Annotated in this window: 16 protein-coding genes and 1 pseudogene; 7 read left to right on the forward strand and 10 right to left on the reverse strand. The window is 67.0% G+C overall.

Annotated features, from left to right (window positions below):
• Positions 1–57 precede the first annotated feature (57 nt).
• The 3 genes from ACWEWT_RS23065 to ACWEWT_RS23075 all read right to left on the reverse strand — a co-directional run bounded on the left by ACWEWT_RS23065 (position 58) and on the right by ACWEWT_RS23075 (position 4,963).
• A complete protein-coding gene (locus tag ACWEWT_RS23065) occupies positions 58–1,110 on the reverse strand; it encodes an AMP-binding protein (protein WP_452561845.1) in 1,053 nt (350 codons plus the stop codon).
• 266 nt (positions 1,111–1,376) lie between these two features.
• Entirely contained in the window at positions 1,377–3,113 is a 1,737-nt protein-coding gene (locus ACWEWT_RS23070) for an ABC transporter ATP-binding protein (protein ID WP_452561847.1), read from the reverse strand.
• Positions 3,110–4,963 carry an ABC transporter ATP-binding protein gene (locus ACWEWT_RS23075; RefSeq protein WP_452561848.1) on the reverse strand — a complete coding sequence of 618 codons (1,854 nt, stop codon included), beginning with the start codon at positions 4,961–4,963 and terminating at the stop codon, positions 3,110–3,112. The genes ACWEWT_RS23070 and ACWEWT_RS23075 overlap by 4 nt, the downstream gene beginning before the upstream one ends.
• A gap of 162 nt (positions 4,964–5,125) precedes the next feature.
• Between ACWEWT_RS23075 and ACWEWT_RS23080 the strand changes: the two genes are divergently transcribed.
• The 3 genes from ACWEWT_RS23080 (at position 5,126) to ACWEWT_RS23090 (ending at position 7,650) form a co-directional block, all read left to right on the forward strand.
• Complete coding sequence (locus tag ACWEWT_RS23080) at positions 5,126–5,833, forward strand: siderophore-interacting protein (protein WP_452561849.1); 708 nt, start codon at positions 5,126–5,128, stop codon at positions 5,831–5,833.
• Between the two features lie 64 nt (positions 5,834–5,897).
• Positions 5,898–6,851: an RluA family pseudouridine synthase gene (locus ACWEWT_RS23085; protein WP_452561851.1), complete on the forward strand. Its 954-nt coding sequence runs from the start codon at positions 5,898–5,900 to the stop codon at positions 6,849–6,851.
• A gap of 55 nt (positions 6,852–6,906) precedes the next feature.
• On the forward strand, positions 6,907–7,650 hold the full coding sequence (locus ACWEWT_RS23090) for a CPBP family intramembrane glutamic endopeptidase (RefSeq protein ID WP_452561853.1): 744 nt from the start codon (positions 6,907–6,909) through the stop codon (positions 7,648–7,650).
• A gap of 18 nt (positions 7,651–7,668) precedes the next feature.
• On the opposite strand, the gene ACWEWT_RS23095 is transcribed toward ACWEWT_RS23090, so the two are convergent.
• From ACWEWT_RS23095 to ACWEWT_RS23105, 3 genes are all read right to left on the reverse strand, one after another.
• Positions 7,669–8,259, reverse strand: coding sequence for a hypothetical protein (locus ACWEWT_RS23095; protein WP_452561854.1), 591 nt, complete (start codon positions 8,257–8,259; stop codon positions 7,669–7,671).
• Between the two features lie 85 nt (positions 8,260–8,344).
• On the reverse strand, positions 8,345–8,845 hold the full coding sequence (locus ACWEWT_RS23100) for an NUDIX domain-containing protein (RefSeq protein ID WP_452561856.1): 501 nt from the start codon (positions 8,843–8,845) through the stop codon (positions 8,345–8,347).
• A gap of 3 nt (positions 8,846–8,848) precedes the next feature.
• On the reverse strand, positions 8,849–9,979 hold the full coding sequence (locus ACWEWT_RS23105; RefSeq protein WP_452561858.1) for an oxidoreductase: 1,131 nt from the start codon (positions 9,977–9,979) through the stop codon (positions 8,849–8,851).
• A gap of 119 nt (positions 9,980–10,098) precedes the next feature.
• Between ACWEWT_RS23105 and ACWEWT_RS23110 the strand changes: the two genes are divergently transcribed.
• Together ACWEWT_RS23110 and ACWEWT_RS23115 are read left to right on the forward strand one after the other, a co-directional pair.
• On the forward strand, positions 10,099–10,425 hold the full coding sequence (locus ACWEWT_RS23110) for a winged helix-turn-helix transcriptional regulator (RefSeq protein ID WP_452561860.1): 327 nt from the start codon (positions 10,099–10,101) through the stop codon (positions 10,423–10,425).
• Positions 10,426–10,647: 222 nt separating this feature from the next.
• The gene (locus ACWEWT_RS23115; RefSeq protein ID WP_452561862.1) at positions 10,648–10,977 is read left to right on the forward strand and encodes a hypothetical protein; all 330 of its coding nucleotides are present in this window, start codon (positions 10,648–10,650) and stop codon (positions 10,975–10,977) included.
• 71 nt (positions 10,978–11,048) lie between these two features.
• On the opposite strand, the pseudogene rpsQ reads toward ACWEWT_RS23115, so the two are convergent.
• The 3 genes and pseudogenes from rpsQ to ACWEWT_RS23130 all read right to left on the reverse strand — a co-directional run.
• Positions 11,049–11,181 (reverse strand): annotated as a pseudogene (gene rpsQ / locus ACWEWT_RS23120) (30S ribosomal protein S17); the annotation flags it as partial.
• Positions 11,174–11,536 (reverse strand): hypothetical protein, encoded by a 363-nt coding sequence (locus ACWEWT_RS23125; RefSeq protein WP_452562001.1) that lies wholly within the window; start codon positions 11,534–11,536, stop codon positions 11,174–11,176. The pseudogene rpsQ and the gene ACWEWT_RS23125, both read right to left, overlap by 8 nt.
• 32 nt (positions 11,537–11,568) lie before the next feature.
• Positions 11,569–11,895: a hypothetical protein gene (locus ACWEWT_RS23130; RefSeq protein WP_452561864.1), complete on the reverse strand. Its 327-nt coding sequence runs from the start codon at positions 11,893–11,895 to the stop codon at positions 11,569–11,571.
• Positions 11,896–12,067: 172 nt separating this feature from the next.
• Here ACWEWT_RS23130 and ACWEWT_RS23135 point away from each other — a divergent pair, with 172 nt between their 5' ends.
• Positions 12,068–12,805 (forward strand): helix-turn-helix domain-containing protein, encoded by a 738-nt coding sequence (locus ACWEWT_RS23135; protein ID WP_452561865.1) that lies wholly within the window; start codon positions 12,068–12,070, stop codon positions 12,803–12,805.
• Positions 12,806–12,809: 4 nt separating this feature from the next.
• Positions 12,810–13,292, forward strand: coding sequence for an NUDIX hydrolase (locus tag ACWEWT_RS23140; RefSeq protein ID WP_452561867.1), 483 nt, complete (start codon positions 12,810–12,812; stop codon positions 13,290–13,292).
• Here ACWEWT_RS23140 and ACWEWT_RS23145 read toward each other — a convergent pair.
• Positions 13,268–13,762 (reverse strand): HD domain-containing protein, encoded by a 495-nt coding sequence (locus tag ACWEWT_RS23145; RefSeq protein WP_452561868.1) that lies wholly within the window; start codon positions 13,760–13,762, stop codon positions 13,268–13,270. The genes ACWEWT_RS23140 and ACWEWT_RS23145 overlap by 25 nt on opposite strands.
• Positions 13,763–13,854 lie beyond the last annotated feature (92 nt).

The following is a 13,854-nucleotide window of genomic DNA, read 5'->3' on the forward strand; positions in this document are numbered from 1 at the left end:
TTTTAAGCATGTTTGGAATTACTTTTTTGGGCCGCCCCCCCGCCCGGCCGGGCGTCGTCACGATTCGATGATCAACCGGCCCTCCGGGGTCCACCACCCACGCTGCGATGTCCGGAACAACCGGGCACCGAGTTCACAGGGATCGTTCACGAAGCGTTCCCGGTCGCGACCCCCGGCCAGTTCGGCGGCGAGAGCGCGCCCGCCCACATGAACATCGCCCACCACCCCGGGCGGAACCAACCGGCCCTCGTCCAGCAGTAGCACTTTCGCCCCCGGCACCGGCCTGGTCCAGCCGTCCGGTGCGAGCGGACCGCGCGATACGGCCCCGAGGTAGGCGGTCGAATGGAACGCGACCGTCGCCACCGCGTCCGGCGACAGACAGCGCACGGCCTCACCCAGCGCCGAGCCGCCGTAGGTTCCGACGAGGTCCCAGCGGGCCACCGTCGGCAACCGCTCGACACCCTCGGCCATCAGCAGTACCGGCAGTTCGGCACCCGCGACGACCTGGGTCACCCCACAGCTCTCGATGAGCCCGGCCAGCAGTGCCGGATCCCGGCGCTGGGTCTCGGTCGGCACCACCACGGAGGCACCGGCCGACCACGCCGCCAGCAGGTCCACCGCGTTCTGCGGATCGCCCCACGGGAGTGCGAGCAGTCGGACATCCGCGGGCCGGGCCGCCGGATCGTATCGGCGCAGCCGACGGTCCGCGGCCACACCGCGACGATCCGCTACGGCCACCGCGAGCGCGTCGGCGCCCAGCAACAAGCCGTCGCTGCCGAAACGGCCGACGCCCACTCGCGCGGCGGTGACGAACTCGGCCAGCAGGGTGGCGACGCCGGTAGCGGTGGGGACGGCCGAGGAACGGTGCACGCCCCGGAAACGGTCGCGACCGTCGAAGAGATCGCCGTAGGTGAGTTGCTCGTCGGCGCAGCGGGCGGCCGCTCGGCCGCCGGGGACCATATGGCCGTGCCGGATCACGGTGACCAGGGCGGACACATCGTAGGGCTCGACCCCCGTGGCCCACTCCCCCAGGATCCGCTCACGTTCGGCCGTGGTCGGGCCGGTCGCGACCAGCGGTTCGACACTCCTGATATCGTCGACGACGGTCATCAGTCACCTCCTGCTACGGGCAGCGGAGGTGGCGGGGACCACGAACGGATCGAACACCGGACCTCCTTCACTGCTCGGTACGGCCACCGCCGAACCACTGTCTCGCCTGAGCTTAGGCTCACCTTACATTGCGAGAGTGCGATTCTCCAGACCGCGTCCCCCCGCTTCTTCGAAGAATTGCTTAGGCTAAGCTAACACACCGGTTCGGGCGGGTCGCCGCAGACATGCCCACCGCGCCCGTTCCGGCCCCGTACGCCCGGAATCGCTTATCCGACAGTCTGTTCCAAGCGCCAGCCGCCGGCCCGCGACCGCTCGTTCCAGAAGTCCGCGTAACGCCCGCCGAGCTCCAACAGTTCGGTATGAGTCCCGCGTTCCACGATCCGGCCGCCGTCGAGGAACAGGATCTGATCGGCATGCGCGACGGTGGCCAGCCGGTGTGCGACCACGATCACCGTCTTCCCTCTGGTGAGCTCGTGGATCCCGCGCACCACCGCCGCCTCGCTGTGCGGGTCCAGCGCACTGGTCGCCTCGTCCAGCAGCACGATCGGCGCGTCCTTGAGCAACGCGCGGGCGATCGAAACCCGTTGCCGTTCACCACCGGACAGCAGTGATCCGCCTTCTCCCACCGCGGAGTCGTACCCGTCGGGCAGCCGCTGCGCGATCTCGTCCACCCGCGCCGCCGCGGCGGCCCGGCGTACTTCCGCGTCGGTGGCGCCGAGTCGGCCGATCCGGATGTTCTCGGCCACCGACCGGTTGAACAGATAGACGTTCTGGAACACCGGCGACACCTGGCCGAGCAGTATCTCCGACGGCTGATCGCGCACATCGTGCCCGGCCACGGTCACCCGGCCGGCGTCCACATCGTAGAAACGGGCAGCCAGGCGCAGCAGTGTGGTCTTTCCCGCACCGCTCGGACCGACCACCGCCGTGGTGGTACCCGGTGCCACCTCGAAGGTGATTCCGGACAGCACCGGGTCACCGGACCGATACGAAAAGCCGGCCTCCTCGAACACCACCCGCGGCGGTCCCGGGACGACCGGCTCCGTCGCCTCCGGCAGCGTCGGCTCGTCCAGGAGTCCGGTCAGCCGATCGACCGCGGCCGCCGCGCCGCGCAGCCCGTTGCCCAGTTGCGCCGCCAGGTTGAGCGGTTCGATGAACCGCGCGCTGACCGCGATGAGCGCGATCGCCGCCGGTACCGAGAGGGAGCCACCGGTCACCCGGTTCACGACGATATAGGCGAGGACCAGGAATACCGCCTGGACACACAGCGCGAAGACCATGAGCCCCGGCACCGACGCGAACAGCACGCGGGTCGAGGCCGACTTCTGTTCGGCCAGCGCGGAATCGAGGGCGCGGTTGCCCGCGCCCACCGCGCCCAGCGACCGCAGCACAGGCTGGGCCTGGGCGAATTCCACCACCCGGGCATCCGCCTCGGCCGCGGCGGCGTGCGCCCGGGCGTCGGCGGCCGCATACGACCGCGCCGCGAGACTGTTGACCAGGAGCAGCGCCGGGGCCGACAGCAGCATGGCCAGCGAGATCCGCCAGTCCACGAACAACATCCCCACCGCGACACCCAGCGGCACCACGACGCTGTTGAGTACCTTCGCGACCAGATAGGCCAGCGCCTGCTGGATCTCACGGACGTTCTCGACCGTCAACCGCGACAGCGGCCCGGCGCCGTGGGTTTCGAACCAGCCCAGGGGCAGCGCGTTGAGATGGTCGCCGATACGGGTCTGCAGACCACGCTGCATACCGATGGCGATCCGGAGCCCGAAAATCGTCTGCAGATAACCGAACACGGCCACCGCGCCGACCGCGACCAGCATCAGCAGTGCCCAGAACCACGCGCGCGGTAGATCGTCGCCGAACAGCGCCTCCAGTACCGGCACCAGCAGCAGATAGGCCAGTGCCTGGCACAGTGCCTGGGCGAGGATCGCGGCGAACAGTTTCGGAGTGAGCGGGGAGAACTCGGCGGGAACCAGCGCGAGCAACTTCTTGATCATCGGATATCCCCGCTGTCCACCGTCGCGACCGCACCCACCGCGGCCTCGTTGATCTCCCACAACCGCTGATACGTGCCGCCCGCGGTCTTCAGCTGCGCGTGCGTGCCCTGTTCCACCAGGGCCCCGTCCTCCAGCACCAGGATCCGGTCGACCCCGGTGATGGTGTGCAATCGGTGCGCGATCACCAGTACGGTGCGCCCGGCCACCAACCGGGCCAGCGCGTCCTGTACCGCGGCTTCCGATTCCGGATCGGCGAAGGCCGTCGCCTCGTCCAGGACGAGTACCGGGGTATCGGCCAGCAGTGCCCGGGCGATCGAGAGCCGTTGCGCCTCACCGCCGGACAGGATCGCGTCCGCCCCGATCTCGGAATCGTAGCCGCGAGGCAGCGCGATGACGCGGTCGTGGATCTGCGCCGCCCGGGCCGCGGACTCCAGCGCCGAATCGTCCGCGCCGGGCCGGGCCAGCAACAGGTTCTCCCGAATGGAACCGCGGATCAGCCGTACGTCCTGGAAGACGAAGCCGACCGTGCGGTACAGCTCGTCACCACCGAAATCGCGGATATCGCGGCCGCCGATGGTGATCCGCCCGGCACCGACGTCGTAGAAGCGGGGCAGCAGCTTGGCCAGCGTCGACTTTCCCGAACCGCTGGGTCCCACGAGCGCGGTGAGCGTGCCCGGGCGCAGTTCCAGGTCGATATCGCGCAGCACCGAGTGGTCGTCGCGGTATCCGAAGGACACACCGTCGAACCGGACGAGACCGGGTTCACCGGGATCCCGCTCCCCCGCCCGCTCGGGGGCACTAGCCCGGAGTTCCGGGGTCTGCTGCAGGTCGTACAACCGCACCGCGGCCGCACCGGCCGCCCGCAATGCCTCGCCGCCGTAACCCAGCCCGAGCAGCGAACTCCCCAGACCGAGCCCGACCAGCAGGAAGGGCAGTAGATCCAGCGGCTGTGCCCAGTCCAGCCCGACCGCGCCCAGTCCGGCGATCACGATCACGATCATCACGAAGACCGGAGCCACCGTGATGTCGGCGATCGCCTGCAGCCGGATCATCGGAGTCTTCCAGCGGGTGAACGCCGCGGTCTGCCCGTCCACGGCGGCCTGGAACTCGTGGTGGGCCTTACCGGCCTGGCCGAAGGCCCGCACCACCTGGATACCATCCACGAATTCGATGGTCGCCGCCTGCACCCGGCGCTCCCAGCGGTTGTACACCGCGAGCCGGTCCCGGCTGGTCTGATCCATCATGCGGCTCAACACGATCCCGTAGGCCAGCAGCGGAATCAGCAGCACCAGCGTGAGCCGCCAGTCCACGGCGAACAGATAGACCAGGGTCACCACCGGTACGACGACACCGCCGACGAAATCCAGCCGGGCATGGGCCACCAGATAGTGCAGGGCTTCGACGTCGTCCTGCAGGTACTTCTTCACATCCCCCGAGGTGCGTTCGCCGAACCAGCCCAGCGGAACGCGGGTGAGTTTATCGGCGAGCGAACGCCGGACAGCCAGCTGGAAACCGCCGTCCACCTGATGCGACCAGGTCAGCGCGACGGCTTGGAGCACTCCACGCACGATCAGCACGATCACCGCCGCCCACAGCAGCGCCCATACACGATCGGTGTCGGCCCGGTCGACCAGTAGTTCCCGGCACGCCTCCACGATCAGCACGAACGGTACGACATTGGCGATCGAGGCCACCGCGACGATCAGGCTCGCCGCCGTGAGCACCCCGTTCACCGGCGCCAGGATCTCCTTACGCGCCTGCGCTTCCCGCTGTTTCTGCGCCTTCTGCTGTGCGCGCGGGGGCCGATTCCCCGTTTCCACCGCCGTCAGCGGCGCGGCCTCCACCGTCATGTCCTCGCCTTTCGGCCGTTGTGCTGGATCGCGACTCATCCTCACACAGCGATGAGCAAAAATATAGGTAAGGCTAACTTGATAGCCGAGCCCATTCCCGGCCACCTCGAACCCCGCCGCGAAACCCTCATCTCGATTAGAACTTAGGTTAAGCTAACCTCCATGGGAAGAGGCAGTAATGGCGTGATCATGAAAGTGTGGCGGGCCGACGACTACCGGCTGACGGTCACCTCCACGGAGCGGATCACCGACAACTACGTTCGGATCGGCTTCACCGCCGGGGGTCTGCTCGCCGACCATCCGGTGCACCCCACCCAGTTCATCCGCCTGTGGATCCCCGACGCCGATACCGACAAACTGCACCACCGCGGTTACACCCTGATCGACCAGGACCCCGACAACGACCATTTCCACATCGAATTCGCCGTGCACAGCGGTCCGGCCAGCCAATGGGCCGAACGTGCCCGGGTCGGCGATGTGATCGAAACCTCAGTGCTCGGCTCCAAGTTCGAACTGCCCGCGAGCGTGCCCGGCGAATACGTCGTCTTCGGCGATTCCGCCTCGCTGCCCGCCGTCAACACACTGCTCGAGGCGATCGGCGACGTCCCGGCCCGGGTCTGGCTGGAATGGCAGTACGAATCCGATACCGAGCTGCCCGTACGCAACAAACCGCAGCACGAGGTCACCTGGATCCAGCGCATCGACGACGGCCGCGGCATGCGCGAGCAGGCCGAACAACTCACCGTCGCGCCGGACGCCTTCGCCTGGGTCGCCTGCGATGCCGCCAGCACCCGGGCCATCGTGAAAAGCCTGCGGACCACCCACGCGCTGCCGAAAACGCAGATCAAAGCCCAGGGCTACTGGAAGTAACCACCGTCACCCCGGCGCGTACGGGCCGGACGCGCTCCGCCTCGCGCGAACTAAGCTCCGAACGGTGAGAAGAAGGCAGCAGCCGCCGCTGCCGAAACGGTTCGGGCTGGACCCGGCCCGGTTGCGGCTGCCCGAGGAGGCGCACTGGGCGACCGTACGCGACCATCTGGTCCACCGGCTGCCCCGCGTCGACCCCGCCCGGATCGACGAAATGCTGCGCGCGGGTGAGATCGTCGACCTGGACGGACCGCTCGCGCCCGACGCACCCTACGTGCCGGGCGGGGCGGTCTGGTTCCATCGCGACCTGCCCGACGAGAAACCGGTACCTTTCGACCTGCCGATCGTCTACCGCGACGAGACCATCCTGGTGGTCGACAAACCACATTTCCTGGCCACCATTCCGCGCGGCAGTCATATCCTGCAGACCGCGCTGGTGCGGCTCCGTCGCGAACTCGACCTACCGGAACTGATCCCCGCGCACCGGCTCGACCGCGCCACCGCCGGTCTGGTCCTGTTCGTCGTCGACCCGGTCCGCCGCGGCGCGTACCAGACGCTGTTCCAGCGACAGCAGGTGCGCAAGGAATACGAGGCCGTCGCCGCCTACCGGAGCGGCCTGGTCTTCCCGCTCTCGCTGGAGAGTCGCATCATCAAGGAGAAGCACGTCCTGGCCGCCCAGGAAGTGCCCGGCACACCCAACGCACGCACCCGGGTGGAGTTGCTCGAACAGCGCGACGATATCGCCCGCTACCGGCTGTATCCCGCGACCGGCCGCACCCACCAGCTGCGCCTGCACATGAACTCGCTGGGTATCCCCATTCTCGGCGACGATTTCTATCCGGTGATCACCGATAAACCCGTCGACGATTTCAGCCGTCCGCTACAACTGCTCGCCGCCACTCTCGCCTTCACCGACCCGGTGACCGGCGAGAACAGACGCTTCGACAGCACCCGCGCCCTCCAGTCCTGGACCGACCCACTGGGCTGGGCCGGGACCACCGGCCCGGCTCCGGCCCGCTGAGTACCGGTTCCGTACCGGCGCCGAGCGCCCCGCACCCATCCGTACACTGGGCCCAATGCTCCACCCGGTTACCGCGGAAACAGCAGCTCCGCGCCACAGAATCCACGCCTATGCCGATGTGGCGGTGGTCGTGGTGGTGCTCACCTGCACCAATCTCATCGCGCATTTCACCACCGCGTGGGCGAACATCGTGAGCGTGCCGATCGCCGCCCTGGTGCTGCTGGGGCTGATGCGCCGGCGCGGTCTGCACTGGGCGGAGCTGGGGCTCTCGCCCCGTCATTGGCGGACCGGGACCAAGTACGCGATCGGCGCGGTCGGGGTGGTGCTGGCGGCGGTCGCCATCGGGGCCGCACTACCGCTGACCCGCCCGTTCTTCCTGGCCGACCGTTACGCCACCATCTCGGGCGCGCTCATCGCCTCGATGATCGTGATCCCGCTGCAGACCGTGATCCCCGAGGAGCTCGCGTTCCGCGGAGTACTGCACGGCACCCTGGATCGGGCATGGGGCGCCCGCGGTGTATTCGCGGCGGGATCACTGCTGTTCGGGCTCTGGCATATCGCCTCGTCGCTGGGGCTCACCGCCGGGAACCGGGGTCTGTCCGATCTGATCGGCGGCGGGACATTCGGGCAGATCGCCGGTGTGCTGATCGCCGTCGCCGCCACCGCGGCCGCCGCCGTCGTGTTCACCTGGCTACGGCACCGCAGCGGCAGCCTGCTGGCACCCATCGCCCTGCACTGGGCAGTCAACGGGGCCGGCGCCCTCACCGCCGCGTTGCTCTGGCATACGACGCTGGCGTGAGCACACCGGCCCACCGGGTCAGCAGTGCTCGCAGATCCCGGTGGCCGGCAACTGGATGAAACAGCTGGAACACACCACGGTGCGCGCCCCGGGATCCGATTTGGCCGCCGCCTGCCGGGTGGCGGCCGCGGCCTGCCGGGCACTCCCGCCGCGCGGGATCAGCGGCGGCGTGCCACCGTCGGCCGGGACATCCGCACCGTAGGCCGCGTAGCAGGCCCAGCGGGCGTAGGCGGCATGGGTCTCGATATCGGCCGGGATGGGCAACGCGGCCAGTTCGAGCACATATCTGTAGCTGTCGCCGACCTTCAGATTGCGTTTGACGCACAGCGCCGTCAGCGGCGGCTCACCCGCGTTGTGGCAGCGCCGCGCCACCTTGCGCAGAATCGCGTCCATCCAGGTACGGGTCGGGGCGTCGGTACGCACCCCCGACATCTCCTGCACCCGGTCGGCCAATTCCTGCACGGTGACGTAGCACCCGTACTCTGTGGCGGTCTCGCCCAGCACCTCGTAGGCAGCCATCGCCCAGGCCACCGCGGCATCGCGGAAGGTTACCGCTGTGCCGTCCTCGATCTGCCAGGCCCCCGAAATCGTTGTCGCAGCGTCCCTCATAGCTCGTACACCGTAGCCTCGAGGGCCCCCGGTTCGTCAACCGCCCTCCCCTATATCACATTTCGAGACCCGGATACGACATCCGTCACAGGCCGCAGTCCGCACCCGGCGCCTGCGTTCCCACCGCCGGCTCACCGTGTTCGAGGTATATGCACGCTCCCCGCAGCCGGGCCGCCAGCGCCCACCGCAACCGGCGCCCCAGCCGCGGCACGACCCGGCTGCCCAGCCGATCCGCCGCGATCCATTCCCACCGATCGAGCTCCGCGTCCGGCAGCACGATGCCGCGATCATCGAGTTCCCCGCCGTCGAACACATACAGCACCTTGTCCCCCTCGCCCGGGTTCGGCGCCCAGTCGTGCACCAGCAGAAGTCCGGGCGAACAATCGATTCCGAGCTCCTCGGCGACCTCTCGCCGGCACGCCCGCACCGGGGATTCGCCCGGTTCCACATATCCGCCCGGCAGGTCCCAGCCGATGCCGTAGGTCTTGTGCACCAGCAGCACTTCGCCGCCGCCCGCCCGCACGAACAACGCCCCCGCCGCCAGCCGGGCCCGCGCGAACCCCGTCGCCTCCGCGATCGTCGCCACCTCCTATCGGAGCACGTGGCGATCGCCGCCGTGCGCACGTTCCCAGGATGCCTGACCGGCGAGCGTCACCGCGGGCTCGAGCATCGCGCGATCGAAGTCGACCGGCCGAGCGTCCGTGGCGACCACCCGCGGCCAATCCGGATTCGCGAGCGCGCCACGGCCGAGTGCCACCAGATCCGCATGCCCTTCCCCGAGGACCCTCCGCGCGAGATCGGGTGCGTGCATACCCCCGTTGGCGATCACCGGAAGCCCGGTGATCGACCTCGCCAGCCGGGTCACGGTCTCACCGGTGTCCAGAACGGCGGTCTCGTACCAGTCCCGTCCCTCGCTCGCGAGGTGCAGATAGTCGACCCCCGCCCCGGCGACCGCGCGGAAGATCGTCTCGGCTTCGGCGGCTCCGGACCACCGGTAGCCGAAATCGTTCACCTTGGTCTGCGAGAGCCGCAACCCCACCGGGAATTCCGGCCCCACCGCCGCCCGCGCCGATCCGGCCACCTCCACCGCGAACCGCACCCGCCCGGCCGGATCACCGCCGTACTCGTCGTCCCGGCTATTCGTGTAGTCGGTGAGGAACTGGTCGACGAGATACCCGTTCGCCCCGTGGATCTCCACCGCGTCGAACCCGGCCACCCGCGCCCGCTCCGCCGCCGCGGCGAACCCACCCAGGATCCGGCGGATATCCGCGAGGGTGGCCGCTCCGGGCAACCCGAAGGGACCTTCACCACCGTAGGCCGCCATCTTGACGCCCTTCGGCCGGACTGCCGACGGCGCGATACTCCGGTCACTGTGACGATTGCCCTGTACGAGCGCACCGGCATGCATCAACTGCAACGCGATCGCCCCACCCGCCGCATGCACCTCGTCGGTGACCGCCCGCCAGGCGTCGATCTGCTGCCCGGTCACGATCCCGGGCTGGTCGGGATAGGCCTGGCTGAACTCCGCATCGATATAGGTCCCCTCGGTGGTGATCAGCCCGAATCCCCCCGCGGCGAACCGCGCGTAGTACTCCGCCATGGCGGCCGTGGGCACACCGTCACCCGCGGTGCTGACCCGCGACATGGGCGCCACCACCGCACGATTACGCAACCGCAGCGCGCCGATCCGCACCTCGGACAGAACAGGATGGATGGTCACGGGAAACTCCTCGCACTCACCGGAAACTCGATCGGGAACAGATTCCGCGCTACCCGCTCTTGATACAAGTACGGTCTTTTCTGTGCGGTAGGCACATTCTGTATACCTATGGAGGTCACGTGCACGACGACGTACCGGATTACTGCACCGTCGAAGCGGCGATGGAAGTGGTCGGCGGCAAATGGAAGATGGCGATCGTCAACCATCTCTTCGACGGCACCCTGCGCTTCGGCGAACTCCACCGCGCCATACCCTCGGTCACCCAGCGCATGCTCACCCGCCAGCTCCGCGAACTGGAAGCCGACGGGTTGATCCGCAGAACCGTCTACGCCGAGGTACCACCGAAGGTGGAATACGACCTCACCGACCTGGGCGCGAGCCTGCGCCCGATAGCCGAGTTGCTCGAATCATGGGGCGAGCACTACCGGCGCGGAGCGACTGGATAACCCCTTCGTCGGAGCAAACCACCGATCCGGCCGCGGCATCTCTTCACCCGGGTGTCCCGAACAGCCCGGCCGCCACTCTCGACCTCGAACACCTACCTGATCGGTGCTACCGGATGGAGCGGTCGCGGAGACGGATTCGCGACGCGACAGCACTTTCCAGACCAGGGAAGACGCTAGAACTGAATACACAGCGAGAGTTCACGACCAACAGGGATCCAGAACATGACCTCGACAGGAAAGCTGGCAGTGATCCTCGCGGCGGCTGCTGCCTCGATAGCGTCGCTCGCGGGCTCCGCACAAGGCGGGCCGGAAGCTGCGGTGCACAAGCACGAAGGCACGGCGAGCTGCATCGAGTGGTGGTGGACCGAAAGCAACACTCCGACGACCACCATCCACTGGCACAACACCTGCCCGAGCAGGCGAGAACTGGTCGTCTCGTGGCGGAACCAGCGGACGAACACGAATCCGGATGATGTGCTCTACGGCATCCCGGGTGGCGACCGGGGCGTCGACACATGGCCGGGCATTCCGGTCTCCTTCAGAGAACTATGAAGCAGTAAGGCCGACCTTACGAAATGGTAAGCGGGCCTTACGTTTACGATCTTCCCAGCCGGAGAGCGACCTTATTCGGCCTTCTCCGAGACCTCGACCAGCCGCCACCGCTCGGTGGCCGACGTCGCCCATGCCTCCATCAGCTGCACGTCGATCGCCGACCCCGGCGATCTCGTTCTCGTCGCGCGCCTTCACCTCAAAGGTGAAACTTTTCTCGGGCAGAACGCGATTCGGGCGCGCATCCGACAGACCGCTCGAGCAACACATCACCCAACATGAGCGCGATCGGAGACCAGCGCGCGTAAGTCTCACCGCTCTGCTCGATCACATCGGCCTGCGCCACGATCCGACCCAGCTGTCCATCCAGATGATCGACCGTAGGAACGAAGATCGCCTCCGCTGCGTGCACCCCGACTCGATCTTCGAGAAGGAGCAGCCGCCGCGGCCAGGTGCTGTCGACCAGTAGCATCTCGCACAATTCGTACCCGAACCGGATGGCCAACCGCCTCATCCGGCACTCGTCCAGCTTCCGCGCATGCCCGCTGAGATCGATGCGCATATATACGAGCGCAGGAGCACGATCTGCGCTTGTCATGACCTATCACCTGCGTTTCGCACGGTGCGCGTATCCGTAGCATTTCCAGCAGAGCCGGATGCCGCTCGCCACCGCGCAATGACGCCGTCGACCTCCCGCTGCGGATGATCGGAGATGACCTGCGGATTCAGGTTTCGGAGCCCCGCCGCTACCCTTTCCAAGGTGACCCGATCGGCGCCTCCCGCTCCATTCCACAGGTGCAGGGTTGTCGCCATCGCCTGATTTCCGAACGAGATGCGGACCGGCAGTGGCGGGCGCTTGTCACCGGTGCGTGCGACAACGTTCGAATCGACGTCCAGGGGATCTGCGTGCATATCTGTCATCGAGCCCTCGATAGGAATTGTGGACAGGTACCGCAGGTCGGCTCATCGTTGAAACACTGTTCGACAGCGAACCGAAACCTGCCAACTCGCTCACCCCAGAGTTCCGGTACATATAGGGACGACGTAACCCGAAAACAAGGACGCAGAGGGACATTTCGAGCACCATCAAGTGATGTCGAACGAACGCCTTCGAGGTGCGATGGACGCGGCTCGGCTCACGAAGTACGCGCTCGCCGAGCAACTCCAGGTCAACGTCAAGACAGTCGAGCGGTGGATTACGCAGAACCGCCGACCGCACCCGGGCCTCAGGCTTGCGGTGGCTCGGGCGCTGGACCGCGACGAGACCTACCTCTGGCCGGAACTCCTGTCCGAGGATCGGGCGGCGAGAGCGTCACTTTCCGAGATAGTCCAGATCTGGCCTACCCGCCCGACGGTCCCGCATGATGTCTGGCGCTCGCTCATGCTTCGAGCCGCGAACCATATCGATGTTCTGGTCTACGCCGGAGGTTTCCTGGTCGAATCACTGGACTTCGTGAATGTGGTGCGAGCCAAAGCCGCAGCCCACGTCGAGATCAGGGTTCTCCTCGGTGAAGCCGAATCACCCGAAGTCATCGCCCGCGCGCGTGAAGAAGGATTGCGATCGCTGCCTGAGCGCTGCCGCTCGACTCTCGAATACCTCCGGGAAACCATGTCGTCACCAATGGTCGATATCCGAACCCATCGCACTCCGCTGTACAACAGTATCTACCGATTCGACGACTCGATGCTGGTCAATACGCACAGTTACGGTGCGTACGCGGCCAAATCACCTGTCCAGCACTTGCAGCGAGTCCCCGGTGGCCACCTGTTCGATTACTACCGGTCATCGTTCGAAGCGGTATGGGCCACAGGACGCCCGGCTCTACTCTGACTTCATGGGACGACGAATCGATTACCACCAGGACCCCGAGGCGCCGGCCGCGAACAGCGTGCGCCCGAGCGCGGGAGCCTTCGTCCGCCGCGAGAACACCGTCCTGCTGATATGTCGATCGGACAACGGCAATTGGTCCATGCCGGGTGGGGCACACGATCCGGGTGAGTCGCTGAGCCGAACCGCAGTCCGCGAGACGCTGGAAGAGACCGGGATCGATATCAGCCTTACCGGCCTGGTCGGAATTTTCACCGACCCGAGCCATGTCATCCACTACACGAGCAACGATGAAGTGCGCCAGGAATTCACTGTGATCTATCGGGCCGAGCCCACCGGGGGTGCGCCGACTTCCAGCTCCGAGAGCACCCAGGTCGAATGGGTTCCGGTGGACCGGATCGGCGAGCTGCCGATGGACCCCAGTCAGCGAAAACGGATCGACTGGGCGTTGGCCCGGGATGAGCCCTATATCGATCCAGCGACTCGCTGAACAGCCGATCTCAACAGTGGCTCAGCCTTCGAGATCGCAGTGTGGACAATGCTTCCCGACGCGTATCGCTGCAATATCTCCGCGAGCCTCTGATCCACGGTGTAGTCCTCACCGCTCGGGCCGGTGGATAGATCCGCCCACCAGAGGAAATCATCGGCGACCGGTAAACCCGGCACCTCCACGAACCTGAAGGGCTCGAAGACAGCAGGATCCAGACCGCGAACTTGCGCCTCGGTCTCCGCTGCGGTGTGGAAGGCGACGAGATGGCAGACAATGCCCGGATAGCCCAGCGAATGCAGCAGTCGCGCCCCGTCGATCGGATGGAAACCGGTATCCGGGTAACCGTAGCCGACATCGTGCAGGTAAGCCGCCGTGATCGCGTCCGCGCGCAGATGCGCGGGAAGCAGGTGCGAGACACTTTCCATCCGTCGCCCCACTGCGAGGGAATGGGCGCGGCGCGTCTCGGTCAACGGTGCCAGTAGTCCGGCCGTTGCCTCGTCCACACCACCGGATGCTACCCGCGTGCCGGAAGCGACGTTCGCTGCTCGATCCGGCGGCAGAT

Source organism: Nocardia sp. NPDC003963 (genome assembly GCF_053605105.1).

Coding starts and splice junctions, on each gene's coding strand:
- ACWEWT_RS23065 (WP_452561845.1), bottom strand. CDS start 1,110: ATGACCGTCGTCGACGATATCAGGAGTGTCGAACCGCTGGTCGCGACC.
- ACWEWT_RS23070 (WP_452561847.1), bottom strand. CDS start 3,113: ATGATCAAGAAGTTGCTCGCGCTGGTTCCCGCCGAGTTCTCCCCGCTC.
- ACWEWT_RS23075 (WP_452561848.1), bottom strand. CDS start 4,963: ATGACGGTGGAGGCCGCGCCGCTGACGGCGGTGGAAACGGGGAATCGG.
- ACWEWT_RS23080 (WP_452561849.1), top strand. CDS start 5,126: ATGGGAAGAGGCAGTAATGGCGTGATCATGAAAGTGTGGCGGGCCGAC.
- ACWEWT_RS23090 (WP_452561853.1), top strand. CDS start 6,907: ATGCTCCACCCGGTTACCGCGGAAACAGCAGCTCCGCGCCACAGAATC.
- ACWEWT_RS23095 (WP_452561854.1), bottom strand. CDS start 8,259: ATGAGGGACGCTGCGACAACGATTTCGGGGGCCTGGCAGATCGAGGAC.
- ACWEWT_RS23115 (WP_452561862.1), top strand. CDS start 10,648: ATGACCTCGACAGGAAAGCTGGCAGTGATCCTCGCGGCGGCTGCTGCC.
- ACWEWT_RS23125 (WP_452562001.1), bottom strand. CDS start 11,536: ATGCGCATCGATCTCAGCGGGCATGCGCGGAAGCTGGACGAGTGCCGG.
- ACWEWT_RS23130 (WP_452561864.1), bottom strand. CDS start 11,895: ATGACAGATATGCACGCAGATCCCCTGGACGTCGATTCGAACGTTGTC.
- ACWEWT_RS23135 (WP_452561865.1), top strand. CDS start 12,068: ATGTCGAACGAACGCCTTCGAGGTGCGATGGACGCGGCTCGGCTCACG.
- ACWEWT_RS23140 (WP_452561867.1), top strand. CDS start 12,810: ATGGGACGACGAATCGATTACCACCAGGACCCCGAGGCGCCGGCCGCG.